Source organism: Ruegeria sp. CDSB114 (assembly GCF_059611025.1).
This window is the reverse complement of sequence record NZ_JBXWOT010000001.1, coordinates 603,140-624,117: the sequence shown is the minus strand read 5'-3', so window position 1 is coordinate 624,117 and position 20,978 is coordinate 603,140. Positions and strand designations below refer to the sequence as shown.

Below are 20,978 nucleotides of genomic sequence, written 5' to 3'. Positions count from 1 at the left end.
TCATTTAGATCCCGGGCCTCCTCCTTAGCCCGGGGTTTGTACTACTATGGCGTGATAATTACCTTTCCGTCACTCTTTTGCAGTGCATCGACCAGCCCGGACATAACATTTTTTAATGTGAGCTTTTCCGAAACATCTGTTTTCCAACGCCCGTCCGCAAAGCGGGCCTGAACCTCGGCAACGACACGTACCACATCTTCGCGAGGCGTCGCTGTCATCCATTGTGTCAGCCAAAACCCTTCGATTTTCTTACCCATAAAGATGAGCTGTCCCGTCTGCGTTAGTTTGGGCAGTTCAGGGCTGAGCTTGCCATAACACACCCAGCGCGCACCATTCGGCATCGCACAGAAAATTTGTTCGGAAATCTGGTCGGCGACGGCATCCAAAAAGACCCGAGGTTTAGGCTCTTTGCTAAGCGCTGCGAATTTCTGCAGCATGTCGGGGTCTGATGTTACCAGCACGTCATGCGCGCCCAGCTCTTTCAATGCAGCAACGGTCTCAGCGCGTCTCACGATCGCAATCGGCTTGAGCCCAAGATCGCGACCGAGGCTGCACATAAGCTTGCCTAACTGACTGGTTGCGGCAGATACGATAAAAGCATCTCCGGCCTGACGCGCCAGATCGACCATCGCCATGGCCGTCATCGGGTTCACAATCTGTGCTGACCCATCGTCATCCGAGATATCCGGGCGCAGTGGAATACACATTTGTGCATCGGTCAGAGCGTACTCGGCCCAGGCACCGGAATGAGTGGCCATGAATGCCACGCGCTGTCCCTGCAAACCCTCGGCTCCGGCCCCGGTGGCGACGACGTCTCCACATCCCTCAAACCCGGCCGGAGACCCCTTTACCCTAGGCTGCCCGTATTCACCCTTGATAAAATGCAGATCGGACGGATTAACCGATGATGCCCTCAGGCGGATCAGAACCTGTCCTGCGCCCGGCTCGGGCACAGGCATTTCCGTTTCGGCCAGCCAATCAGACGCATTTTGGATGTTGGGACCAGTGGCTTTACCCGAATACCCATGATGAGTTTGAACGATCGCAAACATGGAAGAGGGAAGGGGGGTCATGATCGTACCTTTTCTGAACGATAGGAAACTGTCGGGTCCTGCTTGATTGCATCGAACCAACAATTTCGAAAATAATGGCCATGATCGACATCAACCGTGGCATATGTGTTCAGATCAGCCAAGCAAATGGCCAAAGGCGCGTCAATCGAACTATTCTTTGACGTAGGGAAAGACCGCCTGTTTCGGCGGTCTTTCTAATTCTTACTGACCAGTCAACAGGGCCTGAAGTTCCTGAATTTTCAGCGCGATTGTTGCAGGTGAGGCTTTGATATCATCGAGAATACCAACCGCTTTTACCTTCAGTTCTTCTGCCAGTGTGCTTTCCTGAACTGAGGCCACCATGGCGTCATAGTCAAAGTTATCAACACTCATAGCGCCGCTCTCAACCCAGGAATTCAGCAGCTCTTGCCCCTGGTTGGTGAGGGCAGCGACCTCTTCTCCAGCCTGATCGGCCAGCTCAGTCGCTGTTTCACCGGCTTGAGTGGCTAGGTCAGACGCGGCTTCGCTGGACTGTTCGACGATTTCAGCCGCCTGTTCCGTAACGGAAGACGCAGCTTCGCCAGCCTGTTCAGTAACCGATTCTACGGCTTCGGACACGGCGTTTCCGGTTTCTTCAGCGGCGGCTTGCGGCTGTTCGACCGGTGCGGCAGGTTGATTCAGATAGTAATAGATTGCGGCGCCAACGCCGGCGACGACGACCCCTAGCAAGATTATACGCGACATGGGATTCTCCTTTGAAATATGTGTCGCCGAGATGGGGGGAAACTAGCGGACTGGAAAGGGGAATTCGTGGAACATCCTCTCAGAACAAGGGATTGAGCCAGTGTACGCCGATCTGGGCCGATCCCATGGCAATAACACGCCAACGTTGAACAACCAGTGGCCGAGATGTCATTCTTGTCAACCAACCCACAGGGTCGCACAAATGCCTGTTCGACAGGAAAGCACAGAGGCTAAGAATTCTCGTAGGTAGGCGCGCAAAGCGAATAAGGCGACAAAGACCTGCATTTCAGGTGCTTGAGCAAAATTTCGGAAAGCTGGTTACCAATCATGCGCTGAATGGCTGATGGCGGAGAGACAGGGATTCGAACCCTGGGTGGGCTTGCACCCACAACGGTTTTCGAGACCGCCCCGTTCGACCACTCCGGCACCTCTCCGCGGGGGTCTGTGAGGGGGGGATTTAGTGATGAACACCCGGGGGTGCAAGCAGAAAGTTTCATAATTTATCAATCCCAGGATTTTCCGTTGCCAGATGCCGCAAAACCCCTAGGCTTCTGTACATGAGACATTTTACGCACCACATGACCACCGCCCTTTCGCTGTTTCTTTTCACAGTTTTCATGTTGCCAATCCCGGCATCCGCTGCCGGGCGCGATAGGATCGAGGCATTCTTGACCACGACCGGTTTCGACGTTGCCCTTGAAAGTATTGCTCTGGCCTCGGCCTCGGCACCTCAGATGCTGGGTTTTGACCCCGATGGATTCGGGTCGGACTGGGCGCGGCTGACCGAAGAGGTGTTCGATACCAAAGACATGCATGAAACTGCAGTTTCGATTTTAGAGCAGACGCTCAGCGATCAGGCGCTGAATCACGCGGTAGAATTCTATGCATCAGATCTGGGTCAACGACTGGTCTCTGCTGAAAACGCTTCCCATCTGATCGAGGATGACGAAGCAAAACAACAGCAGGGCCAAGAGATAGTCGCTCAACTTGTCCGGGAAGGCTCTCAACGTGTTGAGAGTCTAAAAAGGATGAACACTGCCATCGACTCAAGCGGTACTTCTTTGCGCGCCCTTCAGGAAATACAAATCCGGTTCCTCCTCGCCGCCAGCGCTTCAGGTGTGATCGAACTGCAGTTGGATGCAGATGAATTGCGCGCAATGATGAAACAGAACGAAACCGGGATGCGACAGGCCTTACAGCTTTCTGCACTTGCCGGTGCTGCTTATACCTATCAGGATTTCTCGGATGCGGATGTCATCACCTATGTCGAGGCGTTGGAACAGCCTCTAATGCAGGAAGTCTACGAACTTTTGAACGCCATTCAGTATGAGATAATGGCTATGAAATTCGAAGTCCTGGCAACCAAAATGGCCGAGCTTCACCCCGCACAGGACATCTGATGCGCATTCTGATCGTTTTTGCCCTGATCTTCTGGGCCACATCATCCGGCGCCGTGGAAAAAGCGGATCGGCTGGCGCAGGCAATGCGTCTGGAGAACCTGATCGAAATCCTCCTGTCCGAAGGCGGAAAGATGAGCCAAGAGATGGACGCCACTTTGTTGGATGGCAACGGTGGCGCTCTGTTCGAAACTCGGGTCGAGGCGATTTATGATCCCGATTGGATGTATGATAAGTTGGTCCAGGGATTCCGGCAAAGCCTGGATGAAGTGCATTTGGAACGCGCCATCGCCTTTTTTGAAAGCGATCTTGGCCAGACCATCGTTTCCCTTGAGAATTCCGCACGGCTTGCATTTGTTGATCCGGCAATCGAAGACTTGGCAAAACAGGCCTATTTCGAAAACACCAAAGACAGCATGCAGTTCAAACTGGTCGAAGAGTACATACTGGCCAACGACCTGATCAAACAGAACGTGCGGAGCGCTTTGAGCGCGGATTACAACTTTTTCAGGGGGATAAATGACGGCCAAGTTCTCGATGACAGCGACCTTCTGGACAACCTTCTGCTGCAAAAGGACGGGATCGAGCAAGAGACAGAAACCTGGCTGTATTCCTTTCTGTTGATGGCCTATAACCCTTTGAGCAACGCCCAAATGCGCAAGAACATCGCGTTTTCTCGAACGGATACAGGGCAAGCGCTGAACAGCTCACTGTTCGAAAGCTTCGACAGTATGTATGATCAGATCTATTACGATCTGGGAAAGGCGGTTGCGGCTGTCTTACAGGGCTCTGATCTTTAGTCGCCATTTCATGTTGACTTTCCTCTGCAATCTTTGGATAAGCGCCCATCCCGGCCGGATTCTCCGCGCCGGGTATCGTTATTATTGACCCAAGGGGCTGATCCATGGGTCATTCACACAGCCCGAAAAAGGGCGCGCTGTTCGAGGTGGCTGAGGCCGAAAACACCCGCAAGGGGACCACAGAACGCGGGTTAGACAAAGGAAAGACGCATGTTTGCGGTCCTCAAGACTGGCGGCAAGCAGTACAAGGTTCAGGCGGGTGATATCCTCCGCGTTGAAAAATTGGCTGCCGACGCAGGTGAAAAAGTTCAATTCAACGATGTTCTGATGCTGGGCGGTGACGCTCCGGTTGTTGGTGCACCGTTTGTAGATGGTGCAGCCGTTCAGGCCGACGTGATCGAACAGATCAAGGGTGACAAGGTCATCAACTTCGTCAAGCGCCGTCGTAAGCACAGCTCGAAGCGTACCGTTGGCCACCGTCAGAAACTGACTCTGGTCAAAATCACTGACATCCTGTCGTCGGGCGCAGACAAGTCGGGCATCAAAGCTGCAACTGGTTCCGCACCGGCTGGCGAAGCTGCCCCAGTGGCAAAAAAGCCCGCCAAAAAAGCTGAAGCAAAAGCAGAGGCGCCTGCCGCTGTTGCTGCTGCAGACGATCTGACCGCGCTGAACGGTGTCGGCCCAGCCGCTGCCAAAAAGCTGAACGAGGCCGGTATCGAGAGCTTTGCCGCTCTGGCCGCCTTGTCGGACGAGCAGATTGCTGCTATCGAAACGGTCAAAGTGAAGCCCGAATGGGTTGAGCAGGCCAAAGAGCTTGCTAAAGGCTAAGGAGAGAGAGAATGGCACATAAAAAAGCTGGCGGTTCCTCCCGTAACGGTCGCGACTCAGCTGGTCGCCGCCTTGGCGTGAAACTGTATGGTGGCCAGGCCGCCATCTCAGGCAACATCATCGTGCGTCAGCGCGGCACCAAGTTCTGGCCGGGCGAAGGCGTAGGCATTGGCAAAGATCACACCATCTTTGCAACTGTTGATGGCGCTGTGAAGTTCCACAAAGGCCTCAAAAACCGCACCTTTATTTCGGTCCTGCCAGTGGCGGAGGCCGCAGAGTAAGCCGAAACCCATAAGGTTTGAAAATTCTTGGGGGACCGGCAGAAAATGCCGGTCCCTTTTCTCGTTTTAACGCAGGTTCGATCAAACAGTCCGATGACAGTCGCAACCACCAGTTTCCTGATCTTTGCCGCCAGTCAGGTCGGCACGCCGGGACCGGCCAATATGGTCCTGCTGGGAACCGGTGCGCGTTACGGGTTTCGGGCAGCGCTGCCTTTTGTGGGCGGCGTCATTCTGGGCAAGCAGCTAATCATCTGGCCGGTGGGCTTTGGGTTGCTGCAATTGGCGGATCAGGCGCCGGCGGTGTTTGCTGTTCTGAAATACGCCTCGGCGGCCTATATCATGTGGCTGGCCTGGAAGATCGCCAACACGCGGCTGTCCCGGCAAGAGGCTGATGGCGCAGCGCCAGGGTTTCTGGCTGGATTGATTGTTCATCCGCTCAATCCCAAAGCCTGGGCCATGATCGTTGCGGGGTTCACGGGGTTTGTCGCCGTCGGAACACCAACTTTTGAGGCAACGCTGGCAATCGCGGCTTGTTTGTTGATTTGTCAGGTGATTCTTCATCCAATCTGGACATTTGCCGGGGATAGAATTGCCCACGCGGTTGAAGGTCGGCCGATGGAAAAATATCTGATGTGGACGTTAGCAGGTCTCACTGTTGCGTCTGTACTTTTTGTGTTGTTCGGAGGAGGAACGCACCTATGAAACTTGAGACGATCATAAACCAGCCGGTCATAGAAACCGAGCGGTTCGATCTGCGCCCTCTGCGCCGGTCGGATCTGGGTCTCATCGAACATTATGCCGGAGATGAGCGGGTTGCGCGTATGACGACAAGGATTGCGCACCCTTTGCCGCCCGGCGCGGTTGAGGCCTTTGTGACCCGGTCCATGGCCGAAGACCGCAGCGAGGATGTCTGGGCGATGGACGCGACCAAGGATGGCGGTCCGGAGCTGATAGGCCTGATCTCGCTGGAACGCCTGGATCGCAACCAATCCGAGGTCGGCTATTGGGTGGCTCCTGTCTATTGGAACACCGGGATCGCATCTCTGGCGGTCGAAGCACTGGTTGTCGCCAATCCGCTTGAAAACACGTCGATGTTCGCAAGCGTATTTCAGGACAATCCAGCCTCAGCCAGGGTGCTGACGCATTGTGGTTTCGAATACCTGGGTGATGCCGAAATCTATTCGGTGGCGCGTGATGCGAACGTGCCCACTTGGACATACAGTAAAAAACTCTGACTTGTGGCCGGTGGGGCCTTTGCAGTAGGGGACAGTCATGAAATTTCTCGATCTTGCAAAGGTCTACATCCGGTCCGGGGCCGGCGGTGGCGGCTGCGTCAGTTTTCGGCGCGAAAAGTACATTGAATACGGCGGTCCCGATGGCGGGGACGGCGGTAAAGGTGGCTCTGTCTGGGTCGAAGTTGTGGATGGGTTGAATACCCTGATCGACTTTCGCTACCAGCAGCATTTCTTTGCCAAGAACGGTCAGCCTGGCCGGGGGCAGCAGCGCACCGGAAAAGATGGTGATGACATCATTCTGCGCGTCCCGGTCGGCACTGAGATCCTGGACGAAGACGAAGAAACCGTCATCTGCGATCTGACAGAGGTGGGCCAAAGGGTCCTGCTGGCCAAGGGCGGCAATGGCGGTTTTGGCAACCTGCACTTCAAATCGGCCACTAACCAGGCTCCTCGTCGGGCTAATCCGGGTCAGGCAGGTATCGACCGCACGATCTGGCTGCGCCTGAAACTGATTGCCGATGTCGGCCTGTTGGGGATGCCTAATGCCGGCAAATCGACCTTTCTTGCTGCGACATCGAACGCACGCCCCAAAATTGCCGATTACCCCTTTACCACCTTGCACCCCAATTTGGGCGTGGTGGGTGTCGACAATGTGGAATTCGTGGTGGCCGACATCCCCGGTCTGATCGAGGGCGCACATGAAGGACGCGGGATCGGAGACCGCTTTCTGGGCCACGTCGAACGCTGCGCGGTATTGCTGCATCTGGTCGATGGCACTTCCGAGACAGTGGCAGAAGACTACCGTACGATCATTCACGAGCTCGAAGCCTATGGTGGAGAATTGGCCGATAAGCCTCGCATCACTGTGCTGAACAAGGTCGACGCCTTGGATGACGAGGAACGAGAGCTGGCAAAGTCCGAGCTAGAAGGGGCCGTTGGTGGCCCTGTGATGGCCATGTCAGGTGTCGCGCATCTTGGCGTAACCGACGTCCTGCGGGCCTTGCGCAGTCAGATCGACGATGACCGCGTACTTCAGAAACCCGCCGAGGAGGAACTGCCTTGGCAACCCTGACCGCAGCCAAACGCCTCGTGGTCAAGATCGGATCCGCCTTGCTGGTGGATCGGAACACAGGGTTGCTGCGATCTGATTGGTTACATTCGCTTGCTGAGGACGTCGCATGGCTAAAGGGGCAGGGGACCGACGTCATCCTGGTCTCATCGGGGTCAATCGCGTTGGGGCGTGGCGTTTTGGGTCTGCCCATGGCCACGCTTCCGTTGGAACAGTCGCAAGCCGCCGCCGCTGTCGGGCAAATCCGGCTGGCCCGCGCCTATGAAGAAGCGCTGACGCCTCACAGCATTACTACTGCACAAGTGCTCGTTACGCTGGAGGATAGCGCCGATCGTCGTCGCTATCTGAATTCACGCGCCACCTTGGAAACGCTGCTGGGGCTTGGAGTCGTTCCGATTGTCAATGAGAACGATACAGTCGCCACTGATGAGATCCGATATGGCGACAATGATCGGCTGGCGGCACAGATTGCCGTCACTGTTGGCGCCGACCAGTTGATCCTGTTGTCGGATGTTGATGGGTTCTACTCGGCCAATCCAAATGAGGATGCCTCGGCCAAGCGGTTTGACATCATCGAAGACATCACGCCCGAGATTGAGGCGATGGCAGGCGACGCAGGGTCCGGCTTATCCAAAGGCGGGATGAAGACCAAACTGCTGGCCGGGAAAATGGCCACGGCTGCTGGTTGCGACATGGCGATCACCGAAGGCTCCCCTCTGAACCCGTTGAAAACGCTTGAAAACGGCGCGAACTGCACATGGTTCATCGCGACTGTTGACCCGCATGCCGCACGCAAACGCTGGATTTCAGCGATGAAACCCCGGGGTGAGATCGTTGTAGACGCGGGGGCCGCGCGGGCGCTGAGCAATGGCAAAAGCCTGTTGCCAGCAGGAATAGTCGAAGTGTCCGGAGATTTCGGGCGCGGTGACCCTGTTTCGATCATGGACCCACAGGCGCGACGGCTTGCGCAGGGGCTCAGCCGCTATACCGCGCAAGAAGCAGACGCTATCAAGGGGCGTAAATCGACCGAGATCGAAGCCACTCTAGGCTATCCTGGCCGCGCGGTATTGATCCACCGCGATGATCTGGCTGTTTGACAAATTGACTGAAAGGCACCTGAGATGAAGGATTTCGACAGCATCCCCGACCTGATGACCGATCTTGGGAAACGCGCCAAGGCCGCCGCTGCCGAGCTGGCATTTGCAAGCGCCGAGCGTAAACATGCTGCCCTGATCGGTGCCGCCGATGCCGTTTGGGCCAATCGTGAACAGATCATTGCGGCCAATAAGAAAGATATGGAATTCGGGCGCGACAAAGGGTTGAGCCCGGCGATGATGGATCGCCTGATGCTGGATGAGGCCCGCATTCAGGGCATGGTCGACGGGCTGCGCGCCGTTGCAGAGCAGGCCGATCCTGTTGGTGAGGTTCTGACCGAATGGGACATGCCCTCGGGCCTGAACATCCAGCGTGTGCGCACGCCTCTGGGCGTGATCGGCGTGATCTATGAGAGCCGCCCGAATGTCACGGCGGATGCGGGAGCGTTGTGCCTGAAATCCGGGAACGCGGTCATCCTGCGTGGCGGATCAGAGGGTTTCCATTCCTCGACAGCCATCCATGCCTGTTTGGTTCAGGGTCTGAAATCGGCGAACCTGCCTGAGGATGCCGTTCAGCTTATCCCAACCCGCGACCGGGCGGCGGTTCAGGAACTCCTGACCATGACCGATTATGTCGACGTGATCGTTCCCCGTGGAGGCAAAGGGCTGGTCGGGCTAGTCCAGCGCGAGGCCCGCGTGCCCGTGTTTGCCCATCTGGAAGGCATTGTGCATATCTATATCGACAAGGCCGCTGACCCCCAAAAGACGCTCGAGGTGGTTTTGAACGCCAAAACCCGTCGTACCGGAATCTGCGGTGCTGCCGAATGTCTGCTGATCCATCAGGATATCGCTGAAACGCTGGGACGGGATGTCATATCGGCGCTGATGGCCGCAGGTGTCGAAGTGCACGCCGAAGGTGCTTTGGCCGTTGATGGCACTATCGCGGCCGCTTCTGATGACTGGGGCAAAGAGTTTTTGGATAGTATTATCGCGGCCAAGCCGGTGGCTGATATCGACGCCGCCATTGGGCATATCCGCAGGTTTGGGTCGAACCATACCGATTGCATCATGACCGAGGATCCCGCTGCAGCTGCCCGGTTCTTTGAACGGCTTGATAGCGCGATCCTGATGCATAACGCCTCAACCCAATTCGCCGATGGCGGTGAGTTTGGCATGGGGGCCGAGATTGGCATCGCCACCGGAAAGATGCACGCGCGCGGCCCCGTAGGGGCGGCTCAACTGACCAGTTTTCAGTATCTGGTGCGCGGTTCTGGGACTGTTCGGTCTTAGAACCGGATTTCGACGCGGGTTGAGGCCGTATCGGTCGCGACCCGCCGTCCCATCGACGATGCGGATTCAGGCAGCAGCGCAAATTGAACCTGCGCCGGGGTGACCTTGTTGGTAAACCGTCCGCTGTGCAGGTTCTTCCATAGCTCGGCTTCCAGCTTCATTTTGTCCGCGGTCCCTGTCACAGACCAGTTCTTCCCATCGTTTACGATCGTTACATCCCCGCCAAATGGCATCGCGCTTTCGCAGCACATCAACGCCAGAAAGGCCAGTTTCACCTGATTACGCGGTACCGCTTCGGTCAGGTTCCAGTTGACGCGAACACGACCTGCGCGTTCGACATCATTCAACAGCTCTAAAACCTCGGCCCGCCCAAGGGGATGATCGCTGGCCGACCCAAAAGCGACCCTGAAAAAGCGGATGCGTGCGCCGGCGCTGCCGACACTTCCCGCGATCAGTTCCATCTCGGGGCCTTGCACCGCGCCAACCATTTCAAGCAGCTCCAAGCCGTTGGTGATCGCCCCGATCGGGCTGATCAGATCGTGGCAGATCCGCGAGCCGATCAGTTCGGCCAGGTTGACGTCCAAGTCGCTCATGCGTACCTCCTGCTGTATCTGCCGCCGGACCGGAGCCCCTTGATGACAGATCTGAATGCCATTCTCGCACCGGGCATGTATGTCCGCCACCCCGATTTCCCCGATTGGGGCATTGGACAGGTACAATCCAACATCGCAGGTAAGATCACCGTAAACTTCCGCGAGCAGGGAAAAGTGGTAATCGACGGGACACGCATCGCCCTGATGCCGGTCTTTGATCCGTGAAACTGGTTTAAGAAAGGTTAACGTTTGATCGAAGCGCTCTATGTTGCCATTCCCCTGAAACCTGCGGTATCAGCGCGGAAACAACACGGAACCTCTGATGCCGGACGCAGGCCCTTCTTTCACCGTCAAACTCGCCGAAAATGACACCGAATTGCGGGCTGCACAGCGGTTACGCTATGATGTGTTCATACGTGAACTGGGCGGCGGTGGGGAAATGGTCGACCACGATGCCGGGCTGGAGCGCGACAGGTTCGATCCCTATTTCGATCATATGTTGGCGATTGACGATCAATCTGGAAAAGTTGTTGGCGTTTACAGGCTGTTACCAGGTGATCGTGCTTCTGAAATCGGACAGTTCTATTCCGAAGATGAATACGATCTTTCCATCTTGAAACAAGGCGGACGCAAGCTTTTGGAGTTGGGACGTTCTTGTCTACATCTCGATTATCGCGGCGGCACAGCAATGTATCACCTGTGGAATGGCTTGGCCGCCTATGTCGCCGAGCGCGAGATCGAAGTCTTGTTCGGCGTCGCCAGTTTCCACGGCACCGATCCTCAAGCTCTGGCTCAGCCTTTGTCCATGTTACATCACAATCATCTTGCGCCTCCGGACCTTCGGGTTCGGGCTCAGCCCGAAGTGTTCCAGCCCATGGATATGCTGGATAGCGATAAATTGGATCGGCGCGCAGCGATGGTGCAGGTTCCTGCACTGATCAAAGCATACCTGCGTCTCGGCGGGTTTGTGGGCGAGGGTGCCTTTATCGACCATATGTTCAATACCACCGATGTTTGCCTTATCCTCGACACGGCGCGGATGAATGAGCGACAACGGCGCATCTATGGCGGAGCGTAACGTGATGAGTGACGCCTCATGGCACAGTGAAGACGCACCTGACCCAATCAATCTGGGGGTCTGCGGATGGCTATTGGTCTTCCTTCGGGGTTTACCACTTGCTGTATTTGTATTCAGTGGGCTGATTGTCCTGCTGATCCTTCGCATGATCGAGCGCCCACTCTATGGGGTTCACCGTCCGGTCACGCCCTTCATCACGCAGTTCGTATGCCGTAATGCGTTCCGAATTCTCGGGATTAGCTACCGTACAACCGGCGAGCTTATGACCCAGCGTGGTGCGGTTGTTGCGAACCATTCATCGTGGCTCGATATTTTTGCGCTGAATGCCCGTAAAAGGATCTATTTTGTCTCGAAGGCCGAGGTAGCCAAATGGCCCGGTATAGGCTGGCTGGCGCGAGCGACAGGTACTGTTTTCATCGAGCGCGACCGCAAGAAGGCACGCGAACAGACACTTCTGTTTCAGGAGCGCCTGACAGCCGGTCACAAGCTGCTGTTTTTTCCAGAGGGTACGTCGACCGACGGTCTACGGATTTTACCATTTAAAACAACACTTTTTGCGGCATTCTTCACCGAAGATCTACGCGATTTCATGTATGTTCAACCGGTGTCGGTCGTTTACCATGCACCTAAGGGTGAGCCTGACCGGTTTTATGGCTGGTGGGGTGACATGGATTTTGCACCGCATCTGTTAAAGACTTTGGGAGCACGTCGCCAAGGTGGCGTAGAGCTAATTTATCATTCGCCAGCCAAGGTCAGCGACTTTGAGAACCGAAAGGCCCTGGCCGCCTATTGCGAAGATACCGTGCGTCAGGCGCACAGCCTTGCGCGGCTTGAAAAATAGGGCGATTGGCCCTTGCACTGCCTGAAAACCTGCCGTATACGCGCGCCATTCAAACCCGCAGGCGGGGTTTGGGCTTTATAGGGGAGACATCCTTATCTGGCCCGCCGGTTGGAGCATCCGCTTCTTTCACCCCCGCCGAGGCGTAAACCGGAAAAAGGAAATAAAGCATGGCTCTTCCCGAGTTCTCCATGCGTCAGCTGTTGGAAGCTGGCGTTCACTTTGGTCACCAGACACAGCGTTGGAATCCCCGCATGGGCCCGTTTATCTACGGCTCGCGCAATGGCATCCACATCATGGACCTGACCCAGACCGTTCCGATGCTGGACCAGGCTCTGCAGGCTGTTCGTGACACTGTTGCCAAGGGCGGCCGCATTCTGTTCGTAGGCACCAAGCGTCAGGCCGCAGGCCCAATCGCCGAAGCAGCTGAAAAGTCAGCCCAGTACTACATGAACCACCGCTGGCTGGGCGGCACCCTGACCAACTGGAAAACCGTTTCCCAGTCGATCAACCGTCTGAACCAGATTGACGAAGCCATGGAATCGGGCGCCGAAGGCCTGACCAAGAAAGAGCGTCTGGGCATGGAACGTGACCAGGGCAAACTGCAGGCTTCGTTGGGCGGTATCCGCGAAATGGGCGGCGTCCCGGACCTGCTGTTCGTCATCGACGTCAAAAAAGAAGCACTGGCCATCGCCGAAGCCAACAAGCTGGGTATCCCGGTCGTGGCTGTTGTCGACACCAACTGCTCGCCCGATGGTGTCGATTACATCATCCCTGGCAACGATGACGCAGCCCGCGCGATCTCGCTGTACTGCGATCTGGCAGCACGTGCCGCTCTGGACGGCATGACCGCTCAGATGGGTGCAGCAGGCGTTGACCTTGGCGCATTCGAAGAAGCACCGGTTGAAGAAGTCGTTGCGGAAGAAGCACCCGCAGCAGCAGAAACACCTGCCGAAGCGTAAGCTGCCCGTCACGTAAATGACATCTGGGGCAGGGTATGACCTGCCCCAATTCCGTTTGAATTGAGGAGAGCCAAAAGATGGCAATCACAGCAGCAATGGTAAAAGAACTGCGCGACACCACTGGCGCAGGCATGATGGACGCGAAAAAAGCGCTGACCGAAACCGGCGGCAACATGGACGAAGCCATTGATTGGCTGCGCACCAAAGGCTTGGCCAAAGCGGCCAAGAAATCGGGTCGTACCGCGGCGGAAGGTCTGGTTGCCGTTCACGTAAACGGCAACAATGGTGTTGCAGTTGAAGTGAACTCGGAAACCGACTTCGTCGGGAAAAACGCCGAATTCCAGGAAATGGTTGGTAAGATCGCATATGCCGCAGAAGGCGTCGACAATGTCGAAGCTCTGCTGGCAGCTGATCTGGGTGGCAAAACCGTTGCGGAAACGCTGACCGACAAGATCGCCACCATCGGTGAGAACATGTCGGTGCGCCGTATGTCCAAACTGTCGGGAGACACTGTTGTATCTTACGTCCATAACGCAGCCACTAACGGCATGGGCAAGATCGGCGTTCTGGTCGCTCTGACCGGCGGTGACGAAGCCATCGGCAAGCAGATTGCGATGCATATCGCGGCTGTGAACCCGGCAGCTCTGTCCGAGGCAGACATGGACCCGACGATCGTCGAGAAAGAAAAGCAGGTCCAGATGGACATCGCGCGCGAATCCGGCAAGCCGGAGCAGGTCATCGAAAAGATGATCGTTGGTCGCATGAAGAAGTTCGTCGCTGAATCGACCCTGTTGAACCAGCAGTTCGTTGTAAACCCTGACCTGACCGTTGAGGCCGCTGCCAAAGAAGCAGGCGCGACTGTCACCGGATTCGTGCGTCTGGAAGTTGGCGAAGGCATCGTTGTCGAAAAAGAAGACTTTGCCGCTGAAGTTGCAAAAGCAGTTCAGGGCTAAGCATCACAGGCCCTGAACAGGGCCTGTATCGATCAGAGAAACCGGGTACGCCATGCGTATCCGGTTTTTCTTTGCCCTTAGTGTAGAATTGATGCCAAGAAACGAAAAAGGACGCCGAAAGCGTCCACAAGTTAAACCTGGTTTGAATGAGGGGCCCCGCAAAGATGGGGATGGACGAGGCCCCCCAAAATTCCGACAAAGAGACGCGGACAAATAGGCGCCCTATTGTCAGAGCGATCGGAGAGCTTTGTTATTGCAAAGATCCGACCAAATGTTCCCAGGCTAAAGCCACCACTCACGGAACAATACCACTTTGCAACTTTAGCGTTAGATTCGGAAAGTCATGTTTTCCTTACCCTAGGTAAATTGACGCATATTCGCGTCACTCCCTGAGTCAAACCCCAACGATGAACATCTGATTTTGAAGAGATGCTTTCAAAACTGCCTGCGCCGTTGTCTCGACCACGAGGGCCTCGCGCGCCAGACGCAGATGCTTTTCGACAGTGGCCGAAGTCAGCCCCATCAGAATCGCAATGTCCTGAGTTGTTTTGCCGTCGCCGACCCACTCAAGCGCCTCACGCTGACGTTTTGTCAGGGCGCGATTTGGTGCGTTATAGGGCAGGGTGAGGATTTTCAGATGAGCAACGTTGTTCATCAGAAGAATATCCTGGCCAAATTCCTCCCAGACAGCGTCCACATCGTCTTGTGTACGCGATCCATGCGCTGAAAGCGAAATTGCCCCTTTTGACCGAACCGAAACCGAGTCGAAACTGACCGTATAGCCGGCGACGACACCTTTGGTTTTGTTGAACTCGATGACGTCTCGCTCTTTTGCGGTCAGGGTGCCATCAGTCATCAGATCCTGGGCGATCCTCCAGCTTGCGGCCCCTTCATTATGCAAAGCCCATTTCAGCATTGGAGCATGGAAATACAACCCGCCTCCCAGAAACCCATCCAGGTAATCTTTGCTGTGATTGGTCAGGATTACAAAATCCTCGGGATCCCCCAGCGACGTTTCGGTGCGATATCGCGTATATCCGTACAGCAAACGATCGAACCCATATTCTGCCATTTGCCGGCAATGGGCATCCCAGAGCTCTTCCAGGGTTTTGGTATAGCTGAGGAAATTCAGATACTCAGAAAGCTTCATAGCGATCATTCACCCTGTAAATGGGACCGCAACGCATCCAGCGCCAGCACATATCCCTGCGGACCCAATCCGCAAATCATGCCTACAGCCACACGTGAGATATAGGATCGGTGTCGAAACTCCTCACGCGCGTGGATATTGGACAAATGAACCTCGATGACCGGCAGCTCAACCGATGCGATTGCGTCCATCAGGGCAATCGAGCTGTGCGTATAAGCACCTGCGTTCAAAACAATGCCGTCCTGCACACCTTTGGCGGCATGAATGGCATCAATCAACGCGCCTTCGTGGTTGGATTGGAAATGAATCACTTCCATCCCGATAGACTTACCGTGTTCGAGGCACATATCCTCGACCATTTGCAGCGTTGTGCTTCCGTAAACCTCGGGCTGTCGCGTGCCCAGCAGATTGAGGTTCGGACCATTCAGAATAAGAGCTTTATGCATTGTTATACTGTCCCCATAACAAGGTTCTTAAACGTGAACAGGTAGAGATGTCCACCGAACCTGAATCATGTGTCTGAACCGCGGCCTATAGGACACGAGGCTGAAGTTTCAGATATTGGCTGGCTATGCCATGGTCACGACAATTTTCCCAAGGGCCTTTCGGCTGGCCAGAAGGTCTAGCGCCTTTTGGGCTTGATCCAGAGGGAATAGCGCACTGATCTGTGGTTTGATCTGCCCTTTGGCGTATAACCCGAACAAATCTTCCATGTTTTTGCCATGTCCTTTCGGGTCGCGAAACACCGAGGCGCCCCAGAAAACACCGACAATTTGACAACCCTTAAGCAGAGGGAGGTTCAATGGTATCTGAGGGATTCCGGCTGGGAAACCGACGACCAGGAATCGCCCCTTCCACCCCAAGCTGCGCAGCGCTGGCTCTGAATAGGTACCGCCAACGGCATCGTAGACGACATCAACGCCCTGACTACCGGCTAAGGCCTTGATGTCCGATCCAAAGGCCTTTTGCGCCTGTTTGTCCATGTCGCGCGCGTAAATGATCGTTTCGTCCGCCCCGATCTGACGACAGAAATCTGCTTTGTCCTGCGATGAGACTGCCGCAATAACCCGAGCCCCCATGGCATTGGCTAGCTCAATCGCAGCCGTACCAACTCCGCCCGCTGCACCCAGAATCAGGACCGTTTCCCCTTGTTGCAGCGCAGCGCGGTCCTTTAGGGCGTGATATGAGGTGCCAAAGGTGAAGATAAAGCTCGCCGCGTCCTCAAATGGCATTGAGCTCGGGAATTTAACAGCTGTCGCCGCTTTGACCGCCAGATGTGTGGCAAAACCTCCGTGTCCGGTCAGGGCCAGCACACGGTCGCCAACGTTAAAGCCCGAAACACCTTCGCCCAGCCCGATAACCTCGCCAGCGATTTCACCTCCGGGGGCAAACGGTCTTGGTGGCTTTATCTGATACAGGTCGCGTATCATCAGTGTATCCGGTAAATTAACGCCTGCGGCCCGCACGCGAACAAGCAATTCGCCCATGCCCGGCGACGGATCGGGCAGGGTGGTCAGTTCCAATGTCTCCGGTCCGCCCGGAGCGACGCTGAGTAAGGCTTGCATGTTTACGCTAATGTCCCTGTTATTCGGTAAGGAGGAACTTTTGGCGTACTGTTCTGAGTTGTCAAGAAACCACCCAGCACAACCGGGTTAGGCGTTACCCTTGACCGACAAATGAGACAGTTTGCCAAAATCAAAAACCGAGGAGCAGGTCATGACCCCCGAAACTCTTTTCTCATTGCAGGGCAAAACCGCTCTGGTCACGGGTGGGGCCACCGGAATTGGCCGAATGGCAGCCGAGGCGCTGGTCCGGGCGGGTGCACGTGTACTGTTGGCATCTCGTAAAGGTGACGCGTGCGAGGCGGTCGCGGCCGAATTGAACGCACTGGACGCCATAGGAACCGCCGAAGGGTTTGCCGGTGATGTCGGATCAAAAGAGGGTGTCGACAATCTGGTCGCCGAAGTGCTCAAGCGCACGGACCGGCTGGATATCCTCATGAACAATGCCGGTGTTTCCTGGGGCGCACCGATGGGTCAGTTTCCCTACGAAGCCTGGGAAAAAGTCATGTCAGTCAATGTGACAGGAATCTTCGAACTGACCCAAAAACTGTTGCCGATTCTGATGTCTTCCGGGACTGCCGAAGATCCATCCCGTATCGTCAATGTTGGATCGGTTATGGGTGAAGTTCCTATGGGCGACGGTGCGTATAGCTACTCTGCCTCAAAGGCGGCTGTGCTGCATCTGACCAAAATCATGGCCAAAGAACTTGCTCCGCATCACATCACCGTCAATGCGCTGGCGCCTGGACCCTTTGTCTCTCGGATGACGGCATTTGCCACATCTGACGAAGGGACGCGCAAGAAAGTCGGCAAATCCGTGCCCTTGGGTCGCGTTGGACGTGACGAGGATATCGCAGGCTGTATGCTGTTCCTGTGCGGTCTGGGTGGCAGCTATGTCACCGGCGCGGTTATCCCGGTTTCGGGCGGGATCAATGTTGTCACCGCCGGCAACATCTTTGCTGAAGCACTCTGAAGCATCGGCCAAAGGGAACCACGAAATGGACAGCGCAATTCTGGATCTGAAACGCGTCGATGCCTATCTCGGCACGCATCTCAAAGGGTATCGGGGTCCGTTGGAGGCGAAAAAATTCGAGGTTGGCCAATCAAACCCAACTTTTGAGTTAAAAACGCCTGAGAATTCCTATGTCCTGCGCCGCAAGCCGCCGGGAGTGTTGCTGAAATCCGCCCATGCCGTTGACCGCGAGTTCAGGGTTCAAAGTGCTCTGGCCGAAAGCGATGTGCCTGTACCCAAAATGCTGCTGCTTTGCGAGGATGATGACGTCATCGGGTCGGCGTTTTATGTGATGGAGCATCTCGACGGCAGGACGTTTCTTGAACCCACGATGCTTGGCGAAGGAACCGAAACCCGCACGGCAATTATCGACGAGATGAACCGCGTTCTGGCGGCGCTGCATAAGGTCGATATCGATTCTAATGGCCTGTCCGACTATGGCCCGCCGGGAAGCTATTTTGAGCGTCAGATCGGGCGGTGGACGAAACAATTTCGGGCGTCCGAAACCATTCAGATTCCGGATATGGATGCCTTGATCGAGGCTTTGACCAACGCAACCCCCAAGGATGATGGTCAGAGAACGCTGGTTCACGGCGATTACCGCATCGACAATCTGATGTTCGAAAAGCAGGGCACCCGCTGTCTGGGCGTACTGGATTGGGAATTGTCGACAATCGGGCATCCCTTTGCCGATCTCGCAGCCGTTATCATGCAATGGCAGATGCCACCTGGAAAAGAGGGGCGGGGTCTGGCTGGCATAGACCGGTCCTCGCTCGGCCTGCCATCCGATCAGGCTTTCATTGATCAATACTGCGAGCGCCGCGACCTGCCCGGAATTGATAACTTTGGGTTCTATCTGGCGTTCAATTTCTTCCGAATGGCCGCGATCTTGCAGGGTGTTTATAAGCGGGCGCTTGACGGAAACGCCTCTGATCCGAAAAGAGCTCAGATTTTTGGTAGTTACGTTCCTAAGTTTGCACAACGAGGGCTGACTGCATTGGGCTGAGGATGAAACCACCTAGGGCGTATGAAATCTCGACAATTCAAGCTCTAGGTTGGCCAGGCTGTTTTTGCCAAAGAACATCTCAGTATCTACAAACATGCTGGGGACACCGAAAACACCCCGCTTGACCATAGCCTTGGTTTGGTTTTTCAGGTTTTGCTTTACGTTCAGATTGGTCATGGCCTCGCGCAGTTTTCGTATAGGCAAGCCGTTATCCTGAAGAATTTCGCAAAGGACACCCAGATCATCCACTTTTTGCCCATGCACCCAAATAGCATCAAATATGGACTCTATATATTTGTTTTCCCATGATTTACCGGATGCTACCAAAGCCCCGCGCATGGCGAATTTGGTGTTCATCGGGAAATGTGGGCTCATATGAAAGCTCAACCCACGGTGACGCGCAAAGCGATGGAGATCGCGGGTCAAATAGGCCGTCTTCTGCCGGTTCTCTGAAAAAGCCTTAAACGGGCTTTGGTTATTGGTGGCTTTGAAAACAGTGGCCAGCAGAACCGGAACATATGTAACACCGACTTCGCGCTTTGCAGCGATATCAGATATCATCTTCTGCGCGAGGAAGGCGTTCGGACTGCAAAAATCATAAACAAATTCTATATGTTGCGGCATATTTCTCCTCCATCAGGCGAGAGTCGAACCGGACACGAATCTATCTGCGAGCACATTAGCAGGCAAAACCCTTTTGGCGTACAGGGACATTGTTGGATTGAGGTGATTTAGCTGTCCTTTTTCCGCTTAACCCCGCAATATCCGGGAAAGATACGTTAATTTCTCAAAGTTGAGCACACACAGATGAAGTTCGAACAAGCCCGGCTAGATCGTATTTGCGATTGGATGCAATCCTATGTGGATGATCGCAAATATGCCGGAAGCTCATTCTTAATGATGCATCAGGGCAGGGAGGTTCTGTTTCATTCCTGCGGGCTTAGAAGCGTTGAGAACAATCTGCCATTCGAGCGGGATACCCTCGTTCGCATCTATTCGATGACCAAGCCGATAACCACTGCGGCCCTGATGATCCTTGTTGAACGCGGTGAGGTTCACCTCGGCGCTCAAGTGTCTGAATATATATCTGATTTCACCGCAACACAGGCGCTGGTCCCCGGCGCCACAAGGTTGGATCAAACCGAACCTGCACCTGCACCAACGCTTCATCAGCTGCTGACCCATACAAGTGGCCTGAGCTATCCTTTCAACCCCGGCATCCTGGCTGCGGCAATGGACGAACTTGATCTTGTTTTCGGCCCTAAAGAAGGGTCTTTGGCCGAAAGAGTATCTTTGCTGTCCACTTTACCTTTCGCCTTTCAGCCGGGAACGCGATGGGAATATTCGGTGGGGATAGACGTTATTGGTCGCGTGATAGAAGTTCTTTCTGGCCAATCTCTGGAGCAATTCCTTGCGGAAGAGATTTTCAAACCTCTTGGCATGTCCCAGACCGGGTTCAGGGTTCCGGCGGGAGCGGGGGATCGGTTTGCCTCGCTCTATACGCCTTTGGCGGGCAATGCGATGGCGCTAAACGAAGCCCGTACGGGTGAGAAGACATTGCGTCTGGTCGACAATGCCGGCGCATCGCCCTTTGAATCGGCAACAATGTACTCTGGGGGCGGAGGGCTGGTTTCAACCATTGATGACTTTGCTAGGTTTTCAGAGATGCTCCGAAATCGCGGAAATTTCGGTGATCAACAGATTCTTGCACCAAAAACTGTAGAATTCATGCTTCACAACCACTTACCCGGCGATATTGCCTCGATGGGACCGCAGAGTTTTGCGGAACAACCCATGGAGGGCATGGGCTTTGGCCTTGGTGGCGCTGTCGTCATTAACCCCGGCAGAACCTGTGTTCCGGGCAGCATGGGGGATTTCAGCTGGGGTGGTATGGCATCGACCTTCTTTTGGGTTGATCGTCAGAACGATTTTACAGCGATCTTTTTCACCCAACTGTCACCATCCAGCTCTTATCCCTCCCGCGCAGAATTGAAGGCGCTCACCCTCGGGTCAATCATTGAATGACATTCGGCG

Annotated in this window: 24 protein-coding genes and 1 tRNA gene; 17 read left to right on the top strand and 8 right to left on the bottom strand. The window is 55.1% G+C overall.

The genetic code is table 11. The features are described from left to right. Window positions 1-44 precede the first annotated feature (44 nt). The 3 genes from AC2FIP_RS03125 to AC2FIP_RS03115 form a co-directional block, all read right to left on the bottom strand. A complete protein-coding gene (locus tag AC2FIP_RS03125) occupies window positions 45-1,073 on the bottom strand; it encodes an alcohol dehydrogenase catalytic domain-containing protein (RefSeq protein WP_496785140.1) in 1,029 nt (342 codons plus the stop codon). 201 nt (window positions 1,074-1,274) lie between these two features. Continuing rightward, window positions 1,275-1,796, bottom strand: coding sequence for a hypothetical protein (locus AC2FIP_RS03120; protein ID WP_281972111.1), 522 nt, complete (start codon window positions 1,794-1,796; stop codon window positions 1,275-1,277). A 344-nt stretch (window positions 1,797-2,140) separates the two neighbouring features. Beyond that, window positions 2,141-2,230, bottom strand: a tRNA-Ser gene (locus AC2FIP_RS03115). A gap of 144 nt (window positions 2,231-2,374) precedes the next feature. On the opposite strand from AC2FIP_RS03115, the gene AC2FIP_RS03110 reads away from it, so the two are divergent. The 9 genes from AC2FIP_RS03110 to AC2FIP_RS03070 all read left to right on the top strand — a co-directional run bounded on the left by AC2FIP_RS03110 (window position 2,375) and on the right by AC2FIP_RS03070 (window position 9,790). Further along, window positions 2,375-3,196 carry a DUF2059 domain-containing protein gene (locus AC2FIP_RS03110; RefSeq protein WP_271948056.1) on the top strand — a complete coding sequence of 274 codons (822 nt, stop codon included), beginning with the start codon at window positions 2,375-2,377 and terminating at the stop codon, window positions 3,194-3,196. Next, on the top strand, window positions 3,196-3,993 hold the full coding sequence (locus AC2FIP_RS03105; RefSeq protein WP_496748959.1) for a DUF2059 domain-containing protein: 798 nt from the start codon (window positions 3,196-3,198) through the stop codon (window positions 3,991-3,993). Before AC2FIP_RS03110 ends, AC2FIP_RS03105 begins: the two co-directional genes overlap by 1 nt. A 210-nt stretch (window positions 3,994-4,203) precedes the next feature. After that, window positions 4,204-4,821 carry a 50S ribosomal protein L21 gene (locus AC2FIP_RS03100; RefSeq protein WP_496688073.1) on the top strand — a complete coding sequence of 206 codons (618 nt, stop codon included), beginning with the start codon at window positions 4,204-4,206 and terminating at the stop codon, window positions 4,819-4,821. Between the two features lie 11 nt (window positions 4,822-4,832). Then, complete coding sequence (gene rpmA, locus AC2FIP_RS03095) at window positions 4,833-5,102, top strand: 50S ribosomal protein L27 (RefSeq protein WP_120635433.1); 270 nt, start codon at window positions 4,833-4,835, stop codon at window positions 5,100-5,102. Between the two features lie 93 nt (window positions 5,103-5,195). Beyond that, window positions 5,196-5,804 (top strand): LysE family translocator, encoded by a 609-nt coding sequence (locus tag AC2FIP_RS03090; protein ID WP_496688076.1) that lies wholly within the window; start codon window positions 5,196-5,198, stop codon window positions 5,802-5,804. Further along, a complete protein-coding gene (locus tag AC2FIP_RS03085; RefSeq protein ID WP_142633834.1) occupies window positions 5,801-6,337 on the top strand; it encodes a GNAT family N-acetyltransferase in 537 nt (178 codons plus the stop codon). The genes AC2FIP_RS03090 and AC2FIP_RS03085 overlap by 4 nt, the downstream gene beginning before the upstream one ends. 37 nt (window positions 6,338-6,374) lie before the next feature. After that, a complete protein-coding gene (gene obgE, locus AC2FIP_RS03080) occupies window positions 6,375-7,409 on the top strand; it encodes a GTPase ObgE (protein ID WP_496785138.1) in 1,035 nt (344 codons plus the stop codon). Continuing rightward, window positions 7,397-8,503, top strand: a complete 1,107-nt coding sequence (gene proB, locus AC2FIP_RS03075; RefSeq protein WP_496785137.1) for a glutamate 5-kinase — start codon at window positions 7,397-7,399, stop codon at window positions 8,501-8,503. Before obgE ends, proB begins: the two co-directional genes overlap by 13 nt. Window positions 8,504-8,527: 24 nt before the next feature. Beyond that, entirely contained in the window at window positions 8,528-9,790 is a 1,263-nt protein-coding gene (locus tag AC2FIP_RS03070) for a glutamate-5-semialdehyde dehydrogenase (protein WP_496785136.1), read from the top strand. On the opposite strand, the gene AC2FIP_RS03065 is transcribed toward AC2FIP_RS03070, so the two are convergent. Beyond that, a complete protein-coding gene (locus AC2FIP_RS03065; protein WP_496785135.1) occupies window positions 9,787-10,383 on the bottom strand; it encodes a histidine phosphotransferase family protein in 597 nt (198 codons plus the stop codon). The two genes, AC2FIP_RS03070 and AC2FIP_RS03065, sit on opposite strands and share 4 nt — an antisense overlap. A 42-nt stretch (window positions 10,384-10,425) precedes the next feature. Between AC2FIP_RS03065 and AC2FIP_RS03060 the strand changes: the two genes are divergently transcribed. From AC2FIP_RS03060 to tsf, 5 genes are all read left to right on the top strand, one after another. After that, window positions 10,426-10,608, top strand: coding sequence for a DUF3553 domain-containing protein (locus AC2FIP_RS03060; protein ID WP_271947102.1), 183 nt, complete (start codon window positions 10,426-10,428; stop codon window positions 10,606-10,608). A 97-nt stretch (window positions 10,609-10,705) separates the two neighbouring features. Next, the gene (gene olsB / locus AC2FIP_RS03055; RefSeq protein ID WP_496785133.1) at window positions 10,706-11,461 is read left to right on the top strand and encodes an L-ornithine N(alpha)-acyltransferase; all 756 of its coding nucleotides are present in this window, start codon (window positions 10,706-10,708) and stop codon (window positions 11,459-11,461) included. Between the two features lie 4 nt (window positions 11,462-11,465). Then, window positions 11,466-12,302: a lyso-ornithine lipid O-acyltransferase gene (gene olsA / locus AC2FIP_RS03050; RefSeq protein WP_271948058.1), complete on the top strand. Its 837-nt coding sequence runs from the start codon at window positions 11,466-11,468 to the stop codon at window positions 12,300-12,302. Window positions 12,303-12,469: 167 nt separating this feature from the next. Beyond that, window positions 12,470-13,261, top strand: a complete 792-nt coding sequence (gene rpsB, locus AC2FIP_RS03045) for a 30S ribosomal protein S2 (RefSeq protein ID WP_142633821.1) — start codon at window positions 12,470-12,472, stop codon at window positions 13,259-13,261. Window positions 13,262-13,338: 77 nt separating this feature from the next. Then, window positions 13,339-14,214, top strand: a complete 876-nt coding sequence (tsf, locus tag AC2FIP_RS03040; RefSeq protein WP_496785131.1) for a translation elongation factor Ts — start codon at window positions 13,339-13,341, stop codon at window positions 14,212-14,214. Between the two features lie 394 nt (window positions 14,215-14,608). Here the strand turns inward: tsf and AC2FIP_RS03035 are convergent, their stop codons facing one another. The 3 genes from AC2FIP_RS03035 to AC2FIP_RS03025 form a co-directional block, all read right to left on the bottom strand. Next, on the bottom strand, window positions 14,609-15,364 hold the full coding sequence (locus AC2FIP_RS03035; RefSeq protein ID WP_142633818.1) for a LuxR family transcriptional regulator: 756 nt from the start codon (window positions 15,362-15,364) through the stop codon (window positions 14,609-14,611). A gap of 5 nt (window positions 15,365-15,369) precedes the next feature. Then, window positions 15,370-15,810, bottom strand: a complete 441-nt coding sequence (gene aroQ, locus AC2FIP_RS03030; RefSeq protein WP_271947108.1) for a type II 3-dehydroquinate dehydratase — start codon at window positions 15,808-15,810, stop codon at window positions 15,370-15,372. A 123-nt stretch (window positions 15,811-15,933) separates the two neighbouring features. Continuing rightward, window positions 15,934-16,929, bottom strand: a complete 996-nt coding sequence (locus AC2FIP_RS03025) for an NADPH:quinone oxidoreductase family protein (protein WP_496785129.1) — start codon at window positions 16,927-16,929, stop codon at window positions 15,934-15,936. 151 nt (window positions 16,930-17,080) lie between these two features. Between AC2FIP_RS03025 and AC2FIP_RS03020 the strand changes: the two genes are divergently transcribed. Both AC2FIP_RS03020 and AC2FIP_RS03015 read left to right on the top strand, forming a co-directional pair. After that, the gene (locus AC2FIP_RS03020) at window positions 17,081-17,899 is read left to right on the top strand and encodes an SDR family NAD(P)-dependent oxidoreductase (protein WP_496785127.1); all 819 of its coding nucleotides are present in this window, start codon (window positions 17,081-17,083) and stop codon (window positions 17,897-17,899) included. 25 nt (window positions 17,900-17,924) lie between these two features. Continuing rightward, window positions 17,925-18,944 (top strand): phosphotransferase family protein, encoded by a 1,020-nt coding sequence (locus AC2FIP_RS03015; RefSeq protein WP_496785125.1) that lies wholly within the window; start codon window positions 17,925-17,927, stop codon window positions 18,942-18,944. Window positions 18,945-18,956: 12 nt separating this feature from the next. Here the strand turns inward: AC2FIP_RS03015 and AC2FIP_RS03010 are convergent, their stop codons facing one another. Then, a complete protein-coding gene (locus AC2FIP_RS03010) occupies window positions 18,957-19,568 on the bottom strand; it encodes a 2-hydroxychromene-2-carboxylate isomerase (RefSeq protein WP_496785124.1) in 612 nt (203 codons plus the stop codon). Window positions 19,569-19,751: 183 nt separating this feature from the next. Here AC2FIP_RS03010 and AC2FIP_RS03005 point away from each other — a divergent pair, with 183 nt between their 5' ends. After that, the gene (locus tag AC2FIP_RS03005; RefSeq protein WP_496785122.1) at window positions 19,752-20,969 is read left to right on the top strand and encodes a serine hydrolase domain-containing protein; all 1,218 of its coding nucleotides are present in this window, start codon (window positions 19,752-19,754) and stop codon (window positions 20,967-20,969) included. The last annotated feature ends 9 nt before the right edge of the window (window positions 20,970-20,978 follow it).